Source organism: Paraeggerthella hongkongensis (genome assembly GCF_003726035.1).
GTDB lineage: Bacteria > Actinomycetota > Coriobacteriia > Coriobacteriales > Eggerthellaceae > Paraeggerthella > Paraeggerthella hongkongensis.
Window position 1 is genome coordinate 134,648 of sequence record NZ_QICD01000003.1, and the last position, 20,381, is coordinate 155,028.

The following is a 20,381-nucleotide window of genomic DNA, read 5'->3' on the forward strand; positions in this document are numbered from 1 at the left end:
CTTCCACAGACTAATGATACCTATTGATTTCCGTTTCCCGGCGTCGTGCTTTCCTCGATTCGCGCGAAGCGCGAAAACAGCCGGACAGGTTGGCGCAGTAAAACAGCGAGGGGCGCTGCGGTGCCCGAGATTCGCGGGAGGACGCGGGCGAAGCGTACTTGGGTACGCGAGCCCGCGGCATCGTGCGAAGATCGGGTGCCCCAGCGCCCCGCAGCGTCGAGCGGTTCCGCCGGCCTGCGGGCCGGCGGAACGAGCATTCCTTTACAGCAGGATCTTCACCAGGTCCTTGACGCGGTTGGAGTAGCCCCACTCGTTGTCGTACCAGCTGATGCACTTGACGAAGTTGCCTTCGCCGCCCATCACCATGGTCAGCTTGCTGTCGAAGATGGAGGAGTGCGGGTTGCCCACGATGTCGATGGACACGATGGGATCCTCGGTGTATTCCAGCACGCCCTTCATCGGGCCCTCGGCAGCTGCCTTCATGGCTGCGTTGATCTCCTCGATGGTGGCGTCGCGCTCAAGCTCGACCGTCAGGTCGACCATCGATCCGTCCGGCGTGGGAACGCGCGTAGCGAAGCCGTCCAGCTTGCCCTTGAGCTCGGGAAGCACGAGCGAAACCGCGCGGGCGGCGCCCGTGGTGGTGGGGATCATCGACACGGCTGCGGCGCGAGCGCGGCGCAGATCCTTGTGGGGAAGGTCGAGGATCTTCTGGTCGTTGGTGTAGGAGTGGATGGTGTTCATGTAGCCGCGCTTGATGCCGAACGTGTCCAGCAGCACTTTCGCGAAGGGAGCCAGGCAGTTCGTGGTGCACGAAGCGTTGGAGATGATGTGATGCTCGTCCTTGTTGTACTGATCGTCGTTCACGCCCATGACGATGGTGATGTCCTCGTTCTTGGCGGGCGCGGAGATGACGACCTTCTTGGCGCCGGCGTCAAGGTGCGCCTTGGCCTTCGTGCCGTCCGTGAAGAAGCCCGTGGACTCGACGACCACGTCGACGCCCAGCTCGCCCCAAGGCAGGTTGGCGGGCTCGCGCTCCGAGAGCACCTTGACCGCATGGCCGTCGGCCACGAAGCCGTCCTCGGTGACCTCGACGGCGTCGAAGGCACGACCGTGGATGGAATCGTACTTGAGCAGGTGGGCCATCGTCGGAATGTCGCCAAGGTCGTTAACCGCCACGACCTCGATCTCGGGGTCGTTCGCCATCGCGCGGAACGCCAGGCGGCCGATGCGACCGAATCCGTTAATGCCTACTTTGATTGCCATGCGTATCCCCTTTCATAAAGATACTCAGTTTCTCGTTTACGGCACAAAACGATAATACAACACAAGCACTCGCCATTCTACCCGCACTCGTCCTGCATCATCCGTGCGATCCGACAAACACGGTGGTAAGCGGCGCTTTTGAAGAGACAAACCGGCTCTTGCCGCATCGAGGCATCAGAAAATCCAGGCGTGTGCCTTCATTTATCGTTGCGATTCCCGTCACGATAGCATCACGTGCCGAAGCGCAAACCCACCGCCTGCGCCAGCCGACGGCAACCAGTCCCCCATCGAGGGTCAACTCCCCGTGAAATAGCAGATAAGGTTGACGATCTGAGGAAAGAATGCCATGACGAAAACTGCTCGTATCACCTGCATGACAACCACGTCGGTGTTCTTGACGTTCAGGTCATCGATTATAAGAGCCATGTCGGACGCCCCGGCGGGAGACGCTATGAGCATCCCTTCCTTTCTGCCGTACCCGAACAGCTTGCTTTCAAGCTTTCCCGTAACAAAGCAGTTGAGCGTGTAACCCACCACCAGAACGACTGCGGGAAGCACCAAATCGGCCAAGCCCGTCAGTCCCTCAGCAGTGAGCAACGTTCCAAGATAGCATCCGGCAACAAGCTGGCAAACCTTCTTAACCCATTTAGGGATGAAAGCAAAATCGAACACGAGCTTCAGGATAAGCACGGCAACGATCGCCGCAGTGAAGGTAAGCCCCGCAACGCCCATCATCCTCCCAAGGACCCCCGCCAGCGCGGCAACAGCCAAAGCTGCTACAGTCGATGCTGGAGACTTCTGATTCGACTTCATGCGGTTCTCGCCGGGAGCAGTTTCGGCGCCGCGCGCATCAGGGTGCCCATGCGCCGTGCGGTACCCGTCGAACAACGCGATCATCACCGGAAACGCCCCGATGCCGAGCACCTGCCTGATCAGCTGCATCACGGTAACCGCAGGAGCGTCGGCCCCCATGTCCGCCGCGACAATCGGAGTGTCGTTGATGCCGCCCGGCACGGCGCACATGAGGGAGGTAACCAAATCGAGCGGAGACACCGCCCAGATGACGAATCCAAGAACAAGGTTCAAAATGAGAAACGCGAGGAGCATCAGCGCGACCGGCTTCGCGAATCGCCTCAAACGCACAAGGTCGCTCCGCTCCATGGAGCAGCCTACGAACGCGCCGGCGATGATCTGAACCGCGGTTCGCGTTTCAGCAGGCAGCCAGGTGAATCCCGTCGCAACGCTCAACACGGCAACGCCCGCGAAAGCGCCGATCATATACCCAGCAGGCACTTTGAGCCTCTTGAACAGCAATCCGCACGCGATGCCGACCGACAACGTGGCGAGCAGCGGCGCTATCGTCGAAGTATCCATGCGCACGTCCTTTTCATCGATTCTCGCAGGAGTATAATCATCGACACACCGGCAATCAAACGAATCGAAACGAATACGCTTTCTTAACCCCTGTTCATGCTGTTTCGTCCCAATTCGTAGAATCGAGGCTTTGTGAGAAACGACGAGGCGTTAACCGTGGACGAAGTAGCCGACATACTGCAAGTAGGTCGCAACACCGTCTACGCGCTCAAAGACCGGGGGAAGCTCAGCTCGTACAAGGTCGGCAGGAAGCTGCGCTTCACCTACGCGGACGTGCAGAGCTATATCGCAAGATCAAAAAACCCGAACCGATTCGAGCGCCAAAACGATCCGAGCGAGCGAAAGCGGCAATTCGTGATATGCGGGCAAGACATCATCTTGGACGTTCTTTCCAACTACATCGCCCAGACGGGAGTAGAATCGCTGCGCTCCTATATCGGGAGCTACGATGCCTTGACCGACCTTTACAAAGACAAAGTGCAGGTTGCCTCCGCACATCTCTGGGACGGAGACGCCGACGAGTACAACGTCTCCTACGTCAAGAAGCTTCTCCCCGGCACCCCGACCGTCATCGTGAACCTCACCTACCGTATGCAGGGCTTTTACGTGGCAAGGGGAAATCCGAAGGGCTTGACCACCTGGGAAGACCTGCTTGCGCCGGGAGTGAAGATCGTCAATCGCGAGAAAGGTTCGGGTTCCCGGGTACTGCTAGACGAGCACGTCAGGCTGCTGGGCGCGCAGCCTTCCTCCATTCAAGGCTACGAGATAGAGACCCAGTCCCACATCGCCGTTGCAAGCATGGTGGCTCGAGGGCGCGGGGACGTGGCGATCGGAAGCGAGAAAGTGGCAAAGCAGGTGGAGGGCATCGATTTTATACCCCTGCAAAAAGAACGATACGACCTTGTAGTCAAGCAGGAGAACTTCGATACGCGCGCCGTGCGGACGATGATGGGCATCCTGGAGTCGGGACTGCTTCGCGAAGAGTTCGCAAGCCTGGGCGGATACGACACCTCGGACATGGGGCGCATCATGTCGATCGGCTGACGACGCGCGACCCCTACCCGCGCACCTCTTTCGCCATCTGCTCGATCCGGCGAACGCGGTGGTAAACGGCGCTTTTGGACAGCGGAGGGTTCGCGCGCTCCCCCAACTCTTTGAGGGTGGCATCGGGATACCTGACCCGCAGCTTGATGAACTCCTGCAACGCTGGCGGCAAGTTCTCCATGCCATGCGCCTCCAGCACCATGCGAATTGCGTACAGCTGGTCAACGGAAGCGTTTGCCGCTTTGGCCTGATTCGCTATCTCGGCGTTGGTCTGCCGGTTCACGTCGTTGCGCACGCTTTTTATAACGCGCGCGTTCTCCATGGCGAGCGCGCTTTGATGAGCTCCCGCGAACGCTAAAAATTCCAGAATAGCCGCGCCGCTTTTGAGGTAGACCATGTACGAGCTGCGCCGCTGCATGACGCGTGCGTTGATGCCCTTGCGCTCCAGCAAGCTCACCAGGCTGTCGGCCAAGTCCTCGTTTTCAACCGTGATCTCGAAATGGAAATCGCCGCGCGGATCCGAGACGAACCCGCTTCCCAAAAACGCGCCGCGCAAATAAGCCGCAGTGCAGCACTCCTTCGCCACCAGGTCCGAGGTAAGCCCCATCATCAGGCCGCCCTCAGCGGAAAGCACGCCCATGTCGACGAGCGATTCCGCCAAGCGCGCCTGGGAAGGCACCTCGATGAGGTAGTTCGGCGTCTTGTGCAGCACGCTGCGGCGCACCGTGAGGTTCGTCTCCAGGTGGTACAGCTCGTGCAACAACTTGATGACCAGGCGCGCGACGGACGGGACGTCCGTCGCGATCTCGATGCGGTACTTGCCTTGCCCGCTGAAGAACAGCGTGCCTTCGATGCGCACGAGCGCCGCCAACGTCGCCTTCTCGCAGTGCGAGCAGGTGGGCGGAACGCGAGCAAGCTCGTCTTTTACTTCCGCCGTGAACGACATAGGCGCAACACCCCCGAAAACGCTTCCCGCAACGCAGCCGGATCATGCCAGGTAGGCCGCAGCGGATCAACCAGATTGCGCGCGATGACCACCGGCCCGCGCGCCTGGATGGCCTGCACGTCCTGATAGCTGACGCGTACGGGACGCACCCGTCGCGACAGCTCCAGATCACCCATGTCCGACGTCGAAGCATGCTCCGGCTCAGCCCCAGCCAAAGCGCTGAACAGGCCCGTTGCCGGACTATCGGGCCGCAGCGGAACCGGCGTGTGCACCAACACGTAATCGAGCAGCCCGCGCATGCCGTGGTCCATGAGAGCCTCCACATGCTCGCGAGCGGCAAGGCCCCACGTCTCCCCTTGCATATCGGCAAGCGAGCACACGAACAGCGTGCTGCCCTTCGATGCGCGTATGGCATCCACCACGCCGGGGACCAACAGGTTCGGGATGATGGACGTGAACAGCGAGCCCGGCCCCAGAACGATGAGGTCCGCATTGCGAATGGCCTCGAGCGCAGGTTCGTAGGGCACCACGCCGCGCTCTGCGCGAAGCCGCACGCATTCGAGCGCAGTGCGCGAATGACACGCCACCGCCTGTCCCTCTAAAATACGCCCGTCGCACGTGCGCGCGGCAAGCGAAACCCGATCGAGCGTGGACGGGTACACGTGTCCCCGCGCTTGCAGCAACCGCTCGCATATAGCGATAGCCTGGGGAAACGACCCTGCCGCATCCTCCAATGCCGACAGCATGAGATTCCCCAAGGTGTGGTTGCGCGCAAACGAGAACCGGTACTTGAACGCTTTGGTCAAAGGATCGCCCGGGTCGGCCGCCATGGCGGCGATGCACTTGCGCACGTCGCCGGGAGGGGTGACGTCGGCCTCCTCGCGCAGGATGCCGGTCGACCCGCCGTCGTCGGCCATCGCCACGACGGCGCTCGTTTCGACGCCCATCGACAGCAACGTGCGGATGGACACCGGCGCGCCCGTGCCGCCGCCTATCACGACGGCGCGCACATGCTCGCCGCCGGCGACGGCAGACTGAGCCGGATTCAAAGACGCGAACGCCGCGGTCATGGACGGATCGTGCGAGAACGGTTGCGTTGCCATGCAAAGCCCTAGCGCCCGGCAACCGGAGCGGCGGCGGCGGAATCCGTTACCAGCAAACCGTCGGCCCCTTCGGCCAGCTTGAGGTCGCGATGGGCGATGCTCACGCGGTAGCCCTTCGCCTTGAGGTAGTCGGCCGTGGCCTCCGCCAGCGCCACGCTGCGATGCTGGCCGCCCGTGCATCCGATGCCGATGGCAAGCTGCTGCTTGCCCTCGGCCACGTAGCCCGGCATCACGCAATCGAGCAGCGCGCGCCAGCGCTTCTGGAACTCTTCGGTTTCGGGACGGTACAGCACGAAGTCGCGCACCGGGGCGTCCAGGCCCGTGAAGGGGCGCAGCTGGGGATCGTAGTACGGGTTCGGCAGGAAGCGCACGTCCATGACCAGGTCTGCATCGAGCGGCGCACCGTGCTTGAACCCGAACGAGTACACCGTCACCTGCAAGCCCGTGCGGTCCTCGCCGGGTGCGAACAGGGCGCGGATGGTGGTGCGCAGCTGCGGCGGCAGCATGTCGGTGGTGTCGATGACATGATGCGCGCTCTCGCGCAGCTCGAACAGCAGGTCGCGCTCGCGCTCGATGCCGCGCGCGATGGACGCGCCGTCCACGGAAAGCGGATGACGGCGGCGGCTGGACTTGTACCGCGCTATCAGCTTCTCATCCTCGGCGTCCAAGAACAGGACGCGGTAATCGAGCCCGCGCTCTTTGAGCTTTTTGAGCTCGCTTGTCAAGCTGGCGAAGAAATCGCGGTTACGCGCGTCGCATACCACGGCCAGGCGTCGCCGCTCGTCGGGCTGGCCGGGCATGCCCGTAAGCTCGAGCAGGTTCCCGATCAGGCTGGAGGGCAGGTTGTCCACGCAAAAGTAATCCAGGTCCTCGAACACGTGCATCGCTTCGGTGCGGCCCGCGCCGCTCATGCCGCTCACGATGACAAGTTCGGGCATGTGCTCAAGATCAACCGTCGATTCGCTCATCAGCAACCCCTTCGTCGGTACGGGAGCGCTCGCCCGTGCGGGCAAGCGCGTCGGATTCGCATTGCTGCGCGCCGCCCACGACGCGCACGTCCTTTCGCTCCCTATTATACTGCTGAAGCACGCGGTACAGCTCCTCGGCCACCTCTTCGGGCACAAGGCGCGCCGCTTTGATGTCGTCAAGGGCGGCGTCTTTGAGGTTCTTGAACGATTTGAAGTGCTTGAGCAGCGCCTTTTTGCGCACGGGCCCAAGGCCCGTCACGTCGTCGAGGATGGAAGCCGTCATGCCCTTGCCGCGCAGTTCCCGGTGGAACGTGATCGCGAAACGGTGGGCCTCGTCGCGCACCTGCTTCACCAAATACAGGGACGCGGAACCGCTCGGCAGCACCACCGGGCCCGTGTCCTGCCAGGGAACGAACAGCTCTTCGTCGCGTTTCGCCAGGCCGCACATCGCAATGTCGTGGATTCCCAGCTCGTCGAACATTTCGAGCGCCGCGGACAGCTGCGGCTTGCCGCCGTCCAAGATGATGAGATCCGGCTTGCTCCCGAAGCGCTCGTCGGCCATGCGCTCGGGCGCGTAGCGACGGCTCATCACCTCCTGCATGCTCAGGAAGTCGTTCGCTTCGTCGAGCGGCGTCTTGATCTTGAAGCGACGGTACTGGTTCTTGTCGGGCTTGCCGTTCGTGAACACCACCATGGAGGCCACCGTGTAGGAACCGTGAATGGTGGAGATGTCGAAGCATTCGATGCGCATGGGAGGCTCGTCGAGGGCCAACGCGCTTTCCAGCTGCAAAAGCGCCTCGTTGATGCGCTTGTCCTCGTAGTTGGTGCGCACCTTGTAACGCATGAGCGTGTGCTTCGCATTCGTCTCGGCCATGCTCACAAGCTCGTGCTTCTCGCCTTTGCGCGGCGCCGTGAACCGCACCTTCGCGCCATGGGGGCTTGCCAGCTTCTCGGTGAGCCACGCTTCCATGGCCTCTTGGTCCTCGGGCTCGTCGCGCACGATGATCTCGTGCGGAATGGAGGTGGTGGCATCGTAGTAGCGCAGCAGGAACATGTGCAGCAGGTCGTCGTCGGGCACGTCTTTGCCGCGGTTCAGCACGAACTCGTTCGAGTTGATGATACGGCCCTCGCGCACCATGAACACGTGCACGCCGGCGATGGTCTCCTCGCGGAATATCCCCACCACGTCGGCGTCCAGATTGCGCGTGGACACGGCATGCTGCTTGTCGGTCAGGCTGTTGATGGTATCGATGCGCGCCTTGATGCGCGCGGCGCGCTCGAAGTCGAGTTCCTCGGCCGCAGCTTGCATGTCAGCGGTCAGCTCGTCGACGAATTCCCGATGCTGCCCGGACAGGAATCGTCCGATACGCTTCACGTTGACCTGATACTCTTCGGGCGTCACCGCGCCGCAGCACGCACCGGGCCCCAAGCCCACGTGCGCATCGAAGCACGGGCGCGCATCGCTCGCCATGAGCGCGAGCGGGTTCTTTTCCAAACGGCGCTTGAGCTGGCGCCAGTCGGCGCACGACGTTGCGCACAGCGGCACGACGCGCCGCGCGATGTCCACCATATCGCGCGCGGCGCGGCTGTCGGTGTAGGGGCCGAAGTACTTCGTGTCGGGCTTGTGCTTCTCGCGCGTGTACTTGATGGCGGGAAACACGTCGCCTTTCGTGAGCGCGATGAACGGGTACGACTTGTCGTCTTTGAAGTCGGCGTTGAAAAACGGGCTGTGCTGGTTGATGAGGTTCTTCTCCAGCACGAGCGATTCGTGCTCGTTCTCCACCACGATGTAGTCGAAGCTGTCGATCTGGTCGACCAGCAAGGGAATCTTGGCGCGCTCGTCCTGGAAATTCACGTACTGGCGCATGCGCGCGCGCAGCTGCTTCGCCTTGCCTACGTAGATGACCTGGCCGGACTTGTCTTTCCATAGGTACACGCCCGGCAGCGCGGGCACGGCGTTGAGCTCCTGCTTGATGCGCTCGAGCTTGCCCGATGCCGCCTGGCCTTCCGGCAAGGTCGGCTTCCCATCGGCCGAAACGGCGGAACCGAAGCCGCGCGTCGCCTGGTCGAGGTCGGAGCGATGCCGCTCGCGCTCGATGCGCGAGCGCCGCCCCGCCGACTGATCCAGGTTGTCGAAGCCAAGGGCGTCGCCGTCGTCGAGCGCGGAAAAGCCGGCCGAATCGGCAGCTTTCCCTTCTTCGTTCGCAGCGTTCGCCTTGATGGGTTTGTCGAGGTATTCGTCCATGAACGGCAGTATAGCAAAGCCCCGTTGCGCGCCGGTCGAGCCGCCGCTGCGCGAACAAACGCTTCATGTTTGAGAACGGGCCGATAACGTGGTCCGACGACCAGGCAGGCTGCTCGCATCCACGCGCCGCTATATGAACGGGTGGAACGCCTCTATCAGAACCGGGACCATCGCCGAGCAGATAACGCCGTTGAGCACCGAAAGCACCACTGTCTCGCCGTTCGTGCAGCGAATGAGCATGGGCAGCGTGGTGTCCTCGCTCGTCGCGCCGGCGGGCGCGATGCACGTAGGGTAGTTGAGGTGCCGGGCGATCCAGGGAATGCAGAAGAATGACACCAACTCGCGCAGCAGATTCGACAAGAACGTGATGCTGCCCACCTGCGCTCCGGCGATCTCGGTCATCATGACGCCCGACAAGCTGTACCAGCCTAATCCCGACGCGATGGCTCCTCCCGTCGGCAGGGAAAGCCCCGTCAAGGGAGCGCACAGCAAACCGCCCGCAACGGATCCGACCACGATGCCGAAGGGAATGATGAGCACGCGCACATGATACTGCCGTAGCTTGCCCAAAAGGCCGCGGCTGCCGCCCACGCTAACGCCTACGAACAGCATGAGACCGTACAGGACCAGGTCGGAATGGTCGGCCAACGCGTCGAGCGGCGCAAGGTGCACGCCCGCCAATCCGTAGGCTATTCCCAGCGCAAGCGCCCCCACCGCCATGCCGATCATGACGGCTTCGCCATTGCCGGCAGGCTCCCCCGCCGCTGGCGCCTCCTGCGCAGCAGCCACGTTCGGGCCGGCCGCTTTGCGGGTTATGTCGCTCATGAACCAGTTCGTCAGGCCGTACACCACCAGAGTCGAAAGAGCCACCGGCACCAGGCAGAACAAGGCGCTCGCCCACCCGACGGTGCCCAGTTCCTCCAAAAACGTGTCGCGCCCTCCCAGCAAAGCCCCCATCGAGAAGATGAGCAGCGCCGTGAACAGCAGCGTCAGTTTCTCGTTCGCGCCTTTGAGGCGCGCGGGGAACACCGTCGCGCCCACGAGCACGCCCACGGCCATGATGACGAGCACTTCCAACCTTGATCCCCCTTTGCTGCGAAAACATCCATTGTAGCGCAAAGCGGCGATACGGGGCTTCAGGTTCGCGGGGCATGCGTTCGGCTCGCACCGGTTCGCGCCGCGAGCCACGGGACTTCAGGTTCGCCGGGAGCGCGGTCGGCTCTCCTTCGCCGGAGGCGCAGCGGCGCGAACCCGCCCGCGCCCCATGCGCACGGCTACCGCCAGCTTGGCGGCGCCGCCCACAGCAAGGAGCGCCGCGCTTGCCGCCAACACCGCGGCCACGTCGGGAGCGAAGGTGATCACGTCGCGCCACGGCACCCCGCGCAGGATGGGAAGCGTCAAAACCGCAAGCGGCGCAACAACGTGCAAGGCGACGGCGCGCGCAGCCAGCATTCGCCTCGCGCGCAACCGCAGCACCGGCGATGCTTGCGATGCGTACGTCGCGCGCATGCGGCGCATCCACCGCCGCAGCAACCCCAGCGGCGCTGCGCTCGCCAGCAAGACGCAGGCGTACAGCACGTCGTTGCGAACATGCGCCGCCTGCACCCATGAGGCGTCAACCGGGCCTGGATCGGCTCCCACCGCCGCAGCCACCACGCCGTTCGCCAGCTCGAAGAACAGGTTGTCGCCGCCCGCATGATCGCTCGCATCGCCCAGCACCACCACGCCCAAACCGCGCTCGGGCAGCAGGCACATGCTTGCCACGTAGTTCTCCACCTGCCCGTCATGAGACAGCACCGTCTCCCCATCGTCCCAGGAAAACGACGTCCAACCCATGCCGTAGTACGTGTCGCCTTCGGGATCGGGGACGCGATCCATGAACATCGAATCTATTCCCTGCGGCGAAATCACGCGCTCCCCCGCGTCGCTTCGCCCGCCGTTAAGGTACATCCGCAGATAGCGCGCCATGTCGGAAACGCTTGCCGCCACATAACCCGACGGAGCGGCTCCCCATGCCTCGTCGCTTGGCGCATGCGCGAACCCATCGGCTACGGACACGCCGAACCAACCGCGATGGCCGGGCGCCATGCCCCTTTCCCGCGCTATCGCGCCGTCGGCCGTCGAGCGGTCCATCCCAAGGGGAAGAAGCACGTGATCGCGCAGGTACGCCGCGTACTCCTGTCCTGAAGCCGATTCGACGACGCGGCCCAGCAAATCGTAGTTGGCGTTCGCGTACGAGAACGTCCCGAACGACGCGCCCTTCCGCGCATCGGCAAGCGCATCGTAGTACCCGAAACCGCTCGTCTGATTAAGCAGGGATCGCACCGTAACCTCCGGCGGAATGCCGTACTGCGGCACGTAACGCGATGCGGGCGCATCAAGGTCGATCTCCCCCGCCTCCACCAGCTGCATCACCGCAAGAGCCGTGAACGACTTGCTAAGCGACCCTATCGTGAAAAGAGCCTCGGCATCCGGGCAATCCCCCAGCGTACGCAGGTACCGAACGCCCGAAGCATCCACCACGGCCACGGCAACGCCCGGCACGCCCGTACGGGGCACGTTGTCGTCCAGGTAGGAATCGAGCCGAACCGCAAGCGCGCCGCCTTCGGGCTCCATCCCCTGGGGAGGCGCTTCGTCGGCCAAATCTCCCAGGTCGCCGCCGTCTTCGACGCCAAGATCCGCAGGCTCGTCGGAGGGCGCCGCAAGATTGGGCTCCTGGTCAGGCACGTCGGCGACAGGTGCGCAGCCGACAGCTGCACCGGTGCACGAAAGCGCCAAAAAAGCCGCAATCGCCGCACGCCTGCCGATGCTCGCCATCCCGTTCGCCATCACGATTGCACCCGGCTTCCTAGAAACTGTCGTATACGAATTGAACCGGTTGGGAAAAACCGGAGAACACGATAAACCAAGCAAGCAGGGCAACCAGGAGAACCACGGCTGCGCCGGCCGCCGCAACCAGCAGCCCGGGACGCCGTCGCACCGCGGCGCGCACACCGTCCGCCCACCGACGAAGCGGGCTCACGATGCGCTCCCATCGGCTACGCCGACAAGCGAGGCGCCCGCATCGCCCGCCGCAGCCAAGCCCTCGGCTCGACCGAAGCCAGCCCCGCCCAGAAACGCGTCGTCGCGCCCGTTCACAAAGTTGTAGAACGCCTGCTCGATGCGCACCCAACCGCGCCAGCCGGGATGCACGGTATCGCACAGAAAGTACTTCTCGTACTCGCAGCTGGAGAAGTCGGCGTACGCAGCCCCTGCCACATCGCACGCGCCGCGCACGCGATCGTAGAACGCGCTGCGCACATCGGCCGTAACTCCCTCGCGGTCGTACCAGGCGCCGTGCATCGGCAGGATCACCACAAGCGGCTCCAGACCCGTTTCGCGACACACGTCCAAAAAACACGAGAGATCGTCGTATTCGGCATTCGCCTCCGTGAAGTTCTGCCCGCGCTCCACGTTGTAGCGGGAATTCTTCTGCCAATAGGCGTCGTAAATACCGTACGGGTTGGTGGTGCAGGCGGCAGCGCCGGATGCATCCGCCTGCGACAGCAGGGCCCTCCAGTCGGGTTCGCCCGTCGGGTTGCCGATCGCGCGAGCAGCGCTCTTGTGCGGAGCCTGCTCGATCACCTGGGACAAGCGGCTGCGAATGCGCGCGTCTTCCGCAAACGAATACGCCGCATCGTTCACGACGTCGAACGGCGTGTCCCTGTTGGCTGCGGCAAGCTGCCCCGCGTTCACCCCAAGGGCCGCCATGCGGGATCGAACGTAAGCCTTCGTTTTCTCGGACAGGCGCGGATTGTCGACGAACTGCCGGTACAGGCTGTACGAGAACTTCGAGGGAAACTTCGCCTGCGCCCCATTGCCCTTGAAAAACCATTGCGGCGACACCACGATCATGACCTTCTTGTTCTTGACCTTGTCGCCGTACGCACCGGCCGCAACAACTTGCCACAGGCTTTGATCGTACGCTTCGCCGACGAAAGTCAGATCCACTCCGGTCGCGTTCTCGCCAAACACCACCTGCGGGCACTGCGCGACCTTGTCCTTCGAAATGTAGAACTCCGACGATCCGAACGCCAGGTGGCCGCCCGCGCTCATCGAAGACAGCGTGAACGCGGTGCTCTCGGACTTCACGCCCGAATACACGTAATCGTAAAGCCGTGCCGGATCGTGGTCGGTTTGCCGGGGCAGCCCCCAGGCGCAAAACCCCGCGAACGCCAGCACGGCCGCGAGCAGCGCCGCAACCACGCCGCGCAGCAAGGCCATGCCCGCAAGACCGGTCGATGCCCCTTTCGCCATGGTCCCGCCCGCCTACAGGCGGATCTCCACTTGGCGAATGATCAAATCCACCGTGTTCATCTCGTCGCGCTCCACCTCGGTAGGAGCAATGGACACGCCGAACTCCTCTTCGATGGTAACCAAAAGCTCGATAGCCCCCATAGAGTCCAAAAGGCCAAGTGCGAACAGGTCTTCGCTTCGGCGCTCGCGCACCTCGTCATCGTCGCAGATATCCTCCAAAATGCAGAGCATGCGCTCCTCAAGCTGATCGTGCGTGACGCTACCCATTGATCGCTCCTTTCACGAGCATCGTTGCCTGCCCCGAGAACAGCGCGAACCCGATCATCACCAACTGCAGCGTGACAAACCAGGACAGCGCCTTAAACCAGGGGTCTTTCTTATGCTGCTTGTAGAACTTCGATTTCTTCTGAAACGCCTCCGTACCCGCCATCACCAAGCCATGGTACAAGCCGTACAAAAGGTAATTCGGCGTCAGGCCGTGCCAAGCGCCCATAAGCACCATGTCGAACACGAAACCCCAGCACGCCGTGGTCAGACGGCTCTCGAACCAGCGCTTCTTGAGCGCCAGGCGCGAAAACCGCATGAACACGAAATCGCGCAGCCAAAACGAGAGCGTGATGTTCCATCGGTTCCAAAAATCCTTGATGTCGATCGACGCGAACGGCGCACGGAAGTTGCGCGGCGTGCGGACGCCGAAGCAGTAGCTAGCGCCCATCGCCATGAGGCTGTACCCTGCGAAGTCGAAGAACAAGTACAAGCCGTACACGTACGCGGTCTGCACCTGCGCGCCCAGCTCTGCAAGAAGCGGGCCGCCGCCCCATGCGGTCGGCGCGTACAAGCGATGCAGCCACACCGCGATTACGAACGTGTACGCCATTCCCACGAGCAGTAGCAGGATACCGCGCGCGAGCAAGCCCGCGTACTCGTCGCGCGTCCGTACCGCATCGGCATCCTGCGCGAAACGGCGGGAACGGTCGATGGGGCCGGACGTGAACACGGGGAAGAACAGCAGGAAGTACACGTAATCGAACAGGCTCATGCGCTCGATCAGGCCGTCGCGAATTTCGAAGAGCACCTGCAGCGCTTTGAACGTAATGTAGGAAACGCCCATAAATCCCAGCAGATTCTGATCGAGCACCGCGCCCGCCTTCGCGGACACGAGCGGCACAAGCGTGACGGCAACGGCCGCATAGAAGCGCGCGTTCGATTTCGGGTCGGCTGAAAGCCACCGCATGCACGCCACGGCCACCAGCACGAACCCCGCCGCGATCGTAAAGCCGGCAACGTCCTTCGAGAACAAGCACACGAGCAGCACTACGGACACCACCAGGCCATAGCGCTTGAGGGGCTTCTCGCGCAGGCCGAGAAAAGCCGCGCCCGCTACCGCTGCGGCCAGCGCCACGAAAAAGCTGGGGTCAGCGTAAAACGACATGTGCGCGACCCGTTACGCCTCGGCCAGAGCTTTTCGATCAAGCTTGCCGTTGCAGGTCAGCGGCAGCTCGTCGAACAGCTTCACGGTACGCGGCACCATATACGCAGGAACGCGCTCGGCCAGGCCGCGCCGAATCTCCTGGCGAGCGTCAAAGGCGTCGAGCGCAGCAGCCGAAGCGTCCAGCACCACGCATGCCTTCAGATGGGAAACGCGCCCGCGGCGCAGCACCGGCACAACGACGGCTTGCTTCACCTGCGGCAACGAAACAATGTTTCTTTCCACGTCTTCGAGCTCGATGCGAAACCCGTTCACCTTCACCAGCGCGTCAAATCGTCCTTCGCAGTGCAACACGCCTTCCTTGTCCAATCGACCCAGGTCGCCCGTGCGATACGCCCGCATTTTGCGACCGTCGGAGCGCATCGACCACGAGAACGCCTCGGCAGTTTTATCGGGATTGCGGTAGTAGCCCTTCGCCACCGTGTCTCCCACGATGACGATCTCGCCGCTTCTCCCCGGCTCGCACGGCGCCCCCGTTTCGGGGTTCACGATGCGCAGCTCGGTCCCCGGACGAGGACGCCCCACCGGCAAGGGGGTCGCATCCGCAAGCTCGGCGGGACCGATTTCGGCGTACGTTACCGCTACGGTGGACTCGGTAGGTCCGTAGGTGTTCACAACAAGAGCCTGCGGAAACCGACGCATCAAGTCTTCGGCCGTCGCATGATGCAGGGTCTCCCCGCAAAAGAGAAACATGCGAACGTCGGAAAGAAGCGCCTGATCGAACGAAGGATCCGCCAGACATAGATCGGCGAACGACGGCGTGGAAACCCACACCTGCACGCCCGAGGCGCGCAGATCCTCGAACAGCATGCGCGCATCCTCGGTTTTCTCGCGCGGCACCGCATGCAGGCAACCACCCGTCGACAGCGCGCCCACCACTTCGTACTGCGACAGATCGAACGAGTACGGCGGCTGGTCCAGGAACACGCGCGCACCGTCCGATACCACCGGAAACGCGCAGAGCCACCGCATGAAGTTCGCCACGTTGTCCGCACTCACCTCGATGCCCTTGGGTCGCCCAGTCGATCCGGACGTGAAAATAAGGTAATGCGTTTCCTCGCCGGAAACCCAGCAGGAGCGATCGGGGATGCTCGCACGGTCAAACGACAAACCTGCAACCTTGCGCGCATCCACAACGCGGTCCTTGCATGTCAGCTCTCGCAACGCATCAGGAAGCTCCACGGTGGTCAACAGCACCGGTTCTCCCAATTGCAAAGCAATGTCGGCCAACCGCGATGCCGGCATCTCGACATCGACGGGCACAAAGGCGTGCCCGCTTTTCAAACAGCCCAGAAACCCGACGATCATCAAGGGGCCCTTATGCCCCAAAACGACAACCGGCTCGCGATCGCTCGAGCGTTCGCGCAGCGCGCACGCCACGGCATCGGACATAGTCCACAGCTCGGCGTAGGTCATGGTCGCATCGTCTGCGCGATAGGCCAAAGCATCCGGCGTCGTCCGCGCCCATCGCTCGACCTCCAGTAAAAACCCGTTCTCGTTCGCCATACTCTCGCCTCTTCTCTCGCCCCGTTGCGCACCAAGCCGCCCCATGCGACCGGGGTTCAAGATAGACTTCGAATATCTACGGCGCATCGAGGTCACAGACTGAGCACAAATCGGTAACCGAAACGACGCTCAAAAAGCTGCGCCTTCACATGCTGCACACGACAACGAACCGGCGATGCGCGCAGCGGGTCGACATCCGCGCAGCGCGCGCCTTGGACTTCGATCCTATGCGGAAGCACGCGGGTTCGCAACCTGAGATGCCTGCCGCTATACTGAACCAACCCAAGAGAAAGCAGGTCCATGAAGCCCACCGTGTACATCGACGCCGACGCCTGCCCCGTCACCGCCGAGACCATCAACATCGCACGAAACCGCAAAATTCCCGTTGTTATCGCAGGCAACTCAACACAGAACCTGCTTCGGCACGTGCGGCGAAGCGACCCCCGTCAACCCACCGACGGATTCTGGGTCGACACCCTTGCCGTGGGCATCGGCGCCGATGCGGCCGATTTCGCCATCGTACAGGAGCTGAAGCCCGGCGACATCGTAGTGACGCAAGACATCGGCCTTGCGGCCATGGCGCTTGGGAGACGCGCGCGAGCCATCGGCGTGCGCGGGCGCGTGTACTCGCGCGCGACCATCGATGCCGACATGCAGATACGCCATCTTGAGAAGAACGTCCGCCGACAAGGCGGCAGGACGAAGGGCCCTGCGGCGTTCGAAGACGAGGATCGCGAACGCTTCGCGGAGAACCTGCAACGCCTGGTGGACGAGTCGCTTCGCGACGGGGACTAGCGCAACGTCGAGGGCGGCAAGGCTCCGGAAAGCGAAATCGGACGGCGCACCCCATCCCGCCGCCCGGACATTGGCAAGCCGTACCTATTCGGCAACGTCGGCACTACCATCCTCAAGCGCTTTGAAGGCAGCTTTCATGGTGGGATTATTCCTGGTCAAACGCTTGATAGTCAAGTCCTGCGCCTTGTTGTTCGCCAGGCGCAGGTTGTTCTCGGAGGAAAGCAGGGCCTCTTTGGTTTTCTGCAAGTGCGTGATGGTCTTGTCGATCTCGTCGATGGCCGTCTGGAACCTCCTGCTGGCAAGATCGTAGTTGCGGGCAAAGCCCGACTTGAACGTCTCCATCTGCTCTTCGAAGTTCGTGATATCGATGTTCTGGTTGCGCACCACGGCCAGCTCCGCCTTGTAGGCAAGCGAGTTGAGCGCCGCGTTGCGCAGAATGGATATGATGGGCAGGAAGAACTGCGGGCGCACTACGTACATCTTCTCGTAGCGGTACGACACGTCCACGATGCCCTGGTTGTACAATTCGCTGTCCGGTTCCAGCAACGACACGAGCACCGCATACTCGCAATCTTTTTTCTTGCGATCGACGTCCAGCTTCTTGAAGAACTCGTCGTTTCTATGGTGGCGGGACGGATCGTCCGACTCGTTCTTCATCTCGAACATGATGGACACGATCTCGTTACCCGCCTCGTCGCACTCCCGGAAGATGAAGTCGCCCTTCGAGCCGCCGGATGCATCGTTGTCCTTCTCGAAGTACGCCCGCGGGAACGCCGTTGCGCGAATCTTGTTGAACTCGGTCTCGCAATGCTGTTCAAGCGACTCGCCTACCATCTTGGTAGACAGGCGCGCCTTCATGTCGCGATAGCGCTCGATCTCGTCTTCCTTGTACGCGATGATGTCGTCTTTCGCCTTCAACTCGATGGACAGCTGCTCCTTGAGCGCGCTTTCAACCTGATTGCGCTCGGCATCCTTGAGCGCCACCTGGGCGGCCAGGGCATCGCGCTCGCGTTCGATCTCGATGCGCGCCTGCTGCACGGCCAGCTGCTTCTCGGTTTCGCTGGCGTGTTGCTGCGCGGACAAGCGCTGCTCGAGTTCGACGATGCGGGCGTCCTTCGCCGCTGCAATGTCGGCAAGGGCGCGCTCGCGCTCGGCCTGCGCAACGCGCTCCCGAGCTTCGCTTTCGCGCTTCGCTGCGTCCAGCCTAGCCTCCAATTCGGCAATGCGGGTCTCCTTCTCGGAAGCCTTCGCCTGCGCCGCTCCCAAAGCCTGCGCCACCGCAAGCTCGATAGCCTGCTTCTTTTCGATTGCCAGCAGCTGCTCGTGCCGTTTCACTTCCTTGTCGAATTCGCTGTCGCGCACCTGCTTCATGATGGCCGCGAAACCGGTCTCGTCAACCTGAAACACCGTTTGGCAATGGGGGCACTTGATCTCGTTCATGCACGCTCCTTATCTCTTGCCCCGATTCTACCCCATCGGCTGTTTTCGAGAGGGTCGCAATAGGGACAGTCAGGCAATTCATCGTTGAAATTCGCAACGAGCCGGACGTTCCGAATCGCTTCGATCGCGACCTTTCGGCGCAAAGGTTTGTTTCGAATCGTTTAAATAATCATTACGTGCGCCCGGCTCTCTTTATAATGATGCTATTGCGTACTGCATTTCCCAAAGGAGGTCCGAATTGAGTTACGTCGATCGAGTTATCGAGCAAGTCAAGGCGAAGGACGCCAGCCAGCCGGAGTTCATCCAGGCCGTCACCGAGGTGCTGCGGTCCCTCGAGCCGGTCATCGAGGCGCATCCCGAGTACGAGGCCGCCGGCCTGCTCGAGCGCATCGTGGAACCCGAGCGCGTGATCATGTTTCGCGTCCCCTGGGTCGATGACGCGGGCAAAGTGCAGGTCAATCGCGGCTTCCGCGTGCAGTACAACAGTTGTCTGGGACCCTACAAAGGCGGCCTGCGCCTGCATCCGTCCGTGAACCTGGGCATCATCAAGTTCTTGGGCTTCGAACAGATCTTCAAGAACAGCCTGACCACGCTTCCCATGGGCGGCGGCAAGGGCGGCTGCGACTTCGATCCCAAGGGCAAATCGGACATGGAAGTCATGCGCTTCTGCCAGAGCTTCATGACCGAGCTCCAGCGCCACATCGGCGCCGACACCGATGTGCCGGCCGGTGACATCGGCACGGGCGCGCGCGAGATCGGCTACATGTTCGGCCAGTACAAGCGCATGAAGAACGTTTGGGAAGGCGTGCTCACCGGCAAGGGCCTGTCCTACGGCGGCTCGCTCGCTCGAACCGAAGCGACCGGCTACGGCCTGATCTACTTCGTGCAGGAATACCTGGAGTGCCACGGCGACTCGTTCGAGGGCAAGACGGTATCGGTTTCCGGCTCCGGCAACGTGGCCATCTACGCCACGCAGAAGGCTCAGCAGCTGGGCGCCAAGGTGGTCACCCTCAGCGACTCCACCGGCTGGATCCACGACCCCAACGGCATCGACGTTGCCCTGGTCAAGCAGATCAAGGAAGTCGAGCGCGCCCGCATCTCTGAGTACGCGAAGCGTCGCGAAGGCGTGGAATACCACGAGGGTCGTGGCGTGTGGAGCGTACCCGTGGACATCGCCCTGCCCTGCGCAACCCAAAACGAGCTGTTCATCGAGGATGCGCAGCAGCTGGTCGCGAACGGCTGCAAAGTGGTCGCGGAGGGCGCCAACATGCCCACCACGATGGACGCGACCGATTACTTCCTGGAAAACGGCGTGACGTTCTGCCCCGGCAAGGCCGCCAACGCCGGCGGCGTGGCCACCTCCGGCCTGGAAATGTCGCAAAACTCCGAGCGTCTGTCCTGGTCGTTCGAAGAAGTCGACGCCAAGCTGCAGGGCATCATGAAGAGCATCTACCATGCAGCCGACGACGCAGCCCGCGAGTTCGGACACGAAGGCAACTACGTCATGGGCGCGAACATCGCAGGCTTCAAGAAGCTCGCCGATGCCATGATGGCGCAAGGCGTGGTGTAAACCGCAAGATCCAGCGAAAACCAAATCCCGTGGCATAAGAAACCCCTAAAGTCGTGACCGATTTTATTAAATCTGGTCTAACTTTAGGGGTTCACTTCATCACTGGCCGGGCTTTTTTCATGCTCCCGCGGTGCACGACGCACGGAAATCGCACCGCACCCCCATCGAGCAGTCCGCGCGCGATGCCGAATCTCGCACAGTTCTGTCAAAACGATCGAGTTTGGGGGTGCGGCAGGATTCTTGGACTGCTCAGGCTGCCAGCCCGAGTCTTTTGCGACGACCTTCGATGGTCTCGTAAGACGTCTTCTTCCCATTGGTCTTGAACGCCTTGAGACGACCGTC

General features: G+C 62.3%; 17 protein-coding genes. 3 read left to right on the forward strand and 14 right to left on the reverse strand.

All coding sequences use genetic code 11. The annotated features are described in order from the left end of the window. Positions 1-261: 261 nt before the first annotated feature. A complete protein-coding gene (gap, locus tag DMP08_RS03270) occupies positions 262-1,263 on the reverse strand; it encodes a type I glyceraldehyde-3-phosphate dehydrogenase (RefSeq protein WP_123191556.1) in 1,002 nt (333 codons plus the stop codon). A 294-nt stretch (positions 1,264-1,557) separates the two neighbouring features. Further along, on the reverse strand, positions 1,558-2,637 hold the full coding sequence (locus DMP08_RS03275; RefSeq protein WP_123191557.1) for an AbrB family transcriptional regulator: 1,080 nt from the start codon (positions 2,635-2,637) through the stop codon (positions 1,558-1,560). A 156-nt stretch (positions 2,638-2,793) separates the two neighbouring features. Here DMP08_RS03275 and DMP08_RS03280 point away from each other — a divergent pair, with 156 nt between their 5' ends. Further along, positions 2,794-3,681, forward strand: a complete 888-nt coding sequence (locus DMP08_RS03280) for a helix-turn-helix transcriptional regulator (RefSeq protein WP_211328376.1) — start codon at positions 2,794-2,796, stop codon at positions 3,679-3,681. 13 nt (positions 3,682-3,694) lie between these two features. Here the strand turns inward: DMP08_RS03280 and whiA are convergent, their stop codons facing one another. The 11 genes from whiA to dltA form a co-directional block, all read right to left on the reverse strand. After that, positions 3,695-4,627: a DNA-binding protein WhiA gene (whiA, locus tag DMP08_RS03285; RefSeq protein WP_114566916.1), complete on the reverse strand. Its 933-nt coding sequence runs from the start codon at positions 4,625-4,627 to the stop codon at positions 3,695-3,697. Beyond that, on the reverse strand, positions 4,606-5,730 hold the full coding sequence (locus DMP08_RS03290; protein WP_123191559.1) for a gluconeogenesis factor YvcK family protein: 1,125 nt from the start codon (positions 5,728-5,730) through the stop codon (positions 4,606-4,608). Before DMP08_RS03290 ends, whiA begins: the two co-directional genes overlap by 22 nt. An 8-nt stretch (positions 5,731-5,738) precedes the next feature. After that, positions 5,739-6,698, reverse strand: coding sequence for an RNase adapter RapZ (gene rapZ / locus DMP08_RS03295; protein WP_123191560.1), 960 nt, complete (start codon positions 6,696-6,698; stop codon positions 5,739-5,741). Next, on the reverse strand, positions 6,679-8,943 hold the full coding sequence (gene uvrC / locus DMP08_RS03300) for an excinuclease ABC subunit UvrC (protein WP_244596766.1): 2,265 nt from the start codon (positions 8,941-8,943) through the stop codon (positions 6,679-6,681). Before uvrC ends, rapZ begins: the two co-directional genes overlap by 20 nt. A 129-nt stretch (positions 8,944-9,072) precedes the next feature. Further along, positions 9,073-10,014 carry a LysO family transporter gene (locus DMP08_RS03305; protein WP_244596769.1) on the reverse strand — a complete coding sequence of 314 codons (942 nt, stop codon included), beginning with the start codon at positions 10,012-10,014 and terminating at the stop codon, positions 9,073-9,075. 123 nt (positions 10,015-10,137) lie between these two features. Beyond that, positions 10,138-11,772 carry a serine hydrolase domain-containing protein gene (locus DMP08_RS03310; protein ID WP_123191561.1) on the reverse strand — a complete coding sequence of 545 codons (1,635 nt, stop codon included), beginning with the start codon at positions 11,770-11,772 and terminating at the stop codon, positions 10,138-10,140. A gap of 19 nt (positions 11,773-11,791) precedes the next feature. Beyond that, entirely contained in the window at positions 11,792-11,965 is a 174-nt protein-coding gene (locus DMP08_RS12420; protein WP_161555410.1) for a hypothetical protein, read from the reverse strand. Then, on the reverse strand, positions 11,962-13,239 hold the full coding sequence (gene dltD / locus DMP08_RS03315; protein WP_123191562.1) for a D-alanyl-lipoteichoic acid biosynthesis protein DltD: 1,278 nt from the start codon (positions 13,237-13,239) through the stop codon (positions 11,962-11,964). Before dltD ends, DMP08_RS12420 begins: the two co-directional genes overlap by 4 nt. Positions 13,240-13,251: 12 nt before the next feature. Next, positions 13,252-13,506 (reverse strand): D-alanine--poly(phosphoribitol) ligase subunit DltC, encoded by a 255-nt coding sequence (gene dltC / locus DMP08_RS03320; protein ID WP_114566922.1) that lies wholly within the window; start codon positions 13,504-13,506, stop codon positions 13,252-13,254. After that, positions 13,499-14,671, reverse strand: coding sequence for a D-alanyl-lipoteichoic acid biosynthesis protein DltB (gene dltB / locus DMP08_RS03325; protein WP_123191563.1), 1,173 nt, complete (start codon positions 14,669-14,671; stop codon positions 13,499-13,501). Before dltB ends, dltC begins: the two co-directional genes overlap by 8 nt. A 12-nt stretch (positions 14,672-14,683) precedes the next feature. After that, positions 14,684-16,234 carry a D-alanine--poly(phosphoribitol) ligase subunit DltA gene (gene dltA / locus DMP08_RS03330; protein ID WP_123191564.1) on the reverse strand — a complete coding sequence of 517 codons (1,551 nt, stop codon included), beginning with the start codon at positions 16,232-16,234 and terminating at the stop codon, positions 14,684-14,686. Between the two features lie 300 nt (positions 16,235-16,534). On the opposite strand from dltA, the gene DMP08_RS03335 reads away from it, so the two are divergent. Continuing rightward, on the forward strand, positions 16,535-17,029 hold the full coding sequence (locus DMP08_RS03335; protein WP_123191565.1) for a YaiI/YqxD family protein: 495 nt from the start codon (positions 16,535-16,537) through the stop codon (positions 17,027-17,029). Positions 17,030-17,113: 84 nt separating this feature from the next. Here the strand turns inward: DMP08_RS03335 and DMP08_RS03340 are convergent, their stop codons facing one another. Next, a complete protein-coding gene (locus tag DMP08_RS03340; RefSeq protein ID WP_123191566.1) occupies positions 17,114-18,469 on the reverse strand; it encodes a DUF2130 domain-containing protein in 1,356 nt (451 codons plus the stop codon). Positions 18,470-18,707: 238 nt separating this feature from the next. Here DMP08_RS03340 and gdhA point away from each other — a divergent pair, with 238 nt between their 5' ends. Then, positions 18,708-20,039: an NADP-specific glutamate dehydrogenase gene (gdhA, locus tag DMP08_RS03345; protein ID WP_123191567.1), complete on the forward strand. Its 1,332-nt coding sequence runs from the start codon at positions 18,708-18,710 to the stop codon at positions 20,037-20,039. The last annotated feature ends 342 nt before the right edge of the window (positions 20,040-20,381 follow it).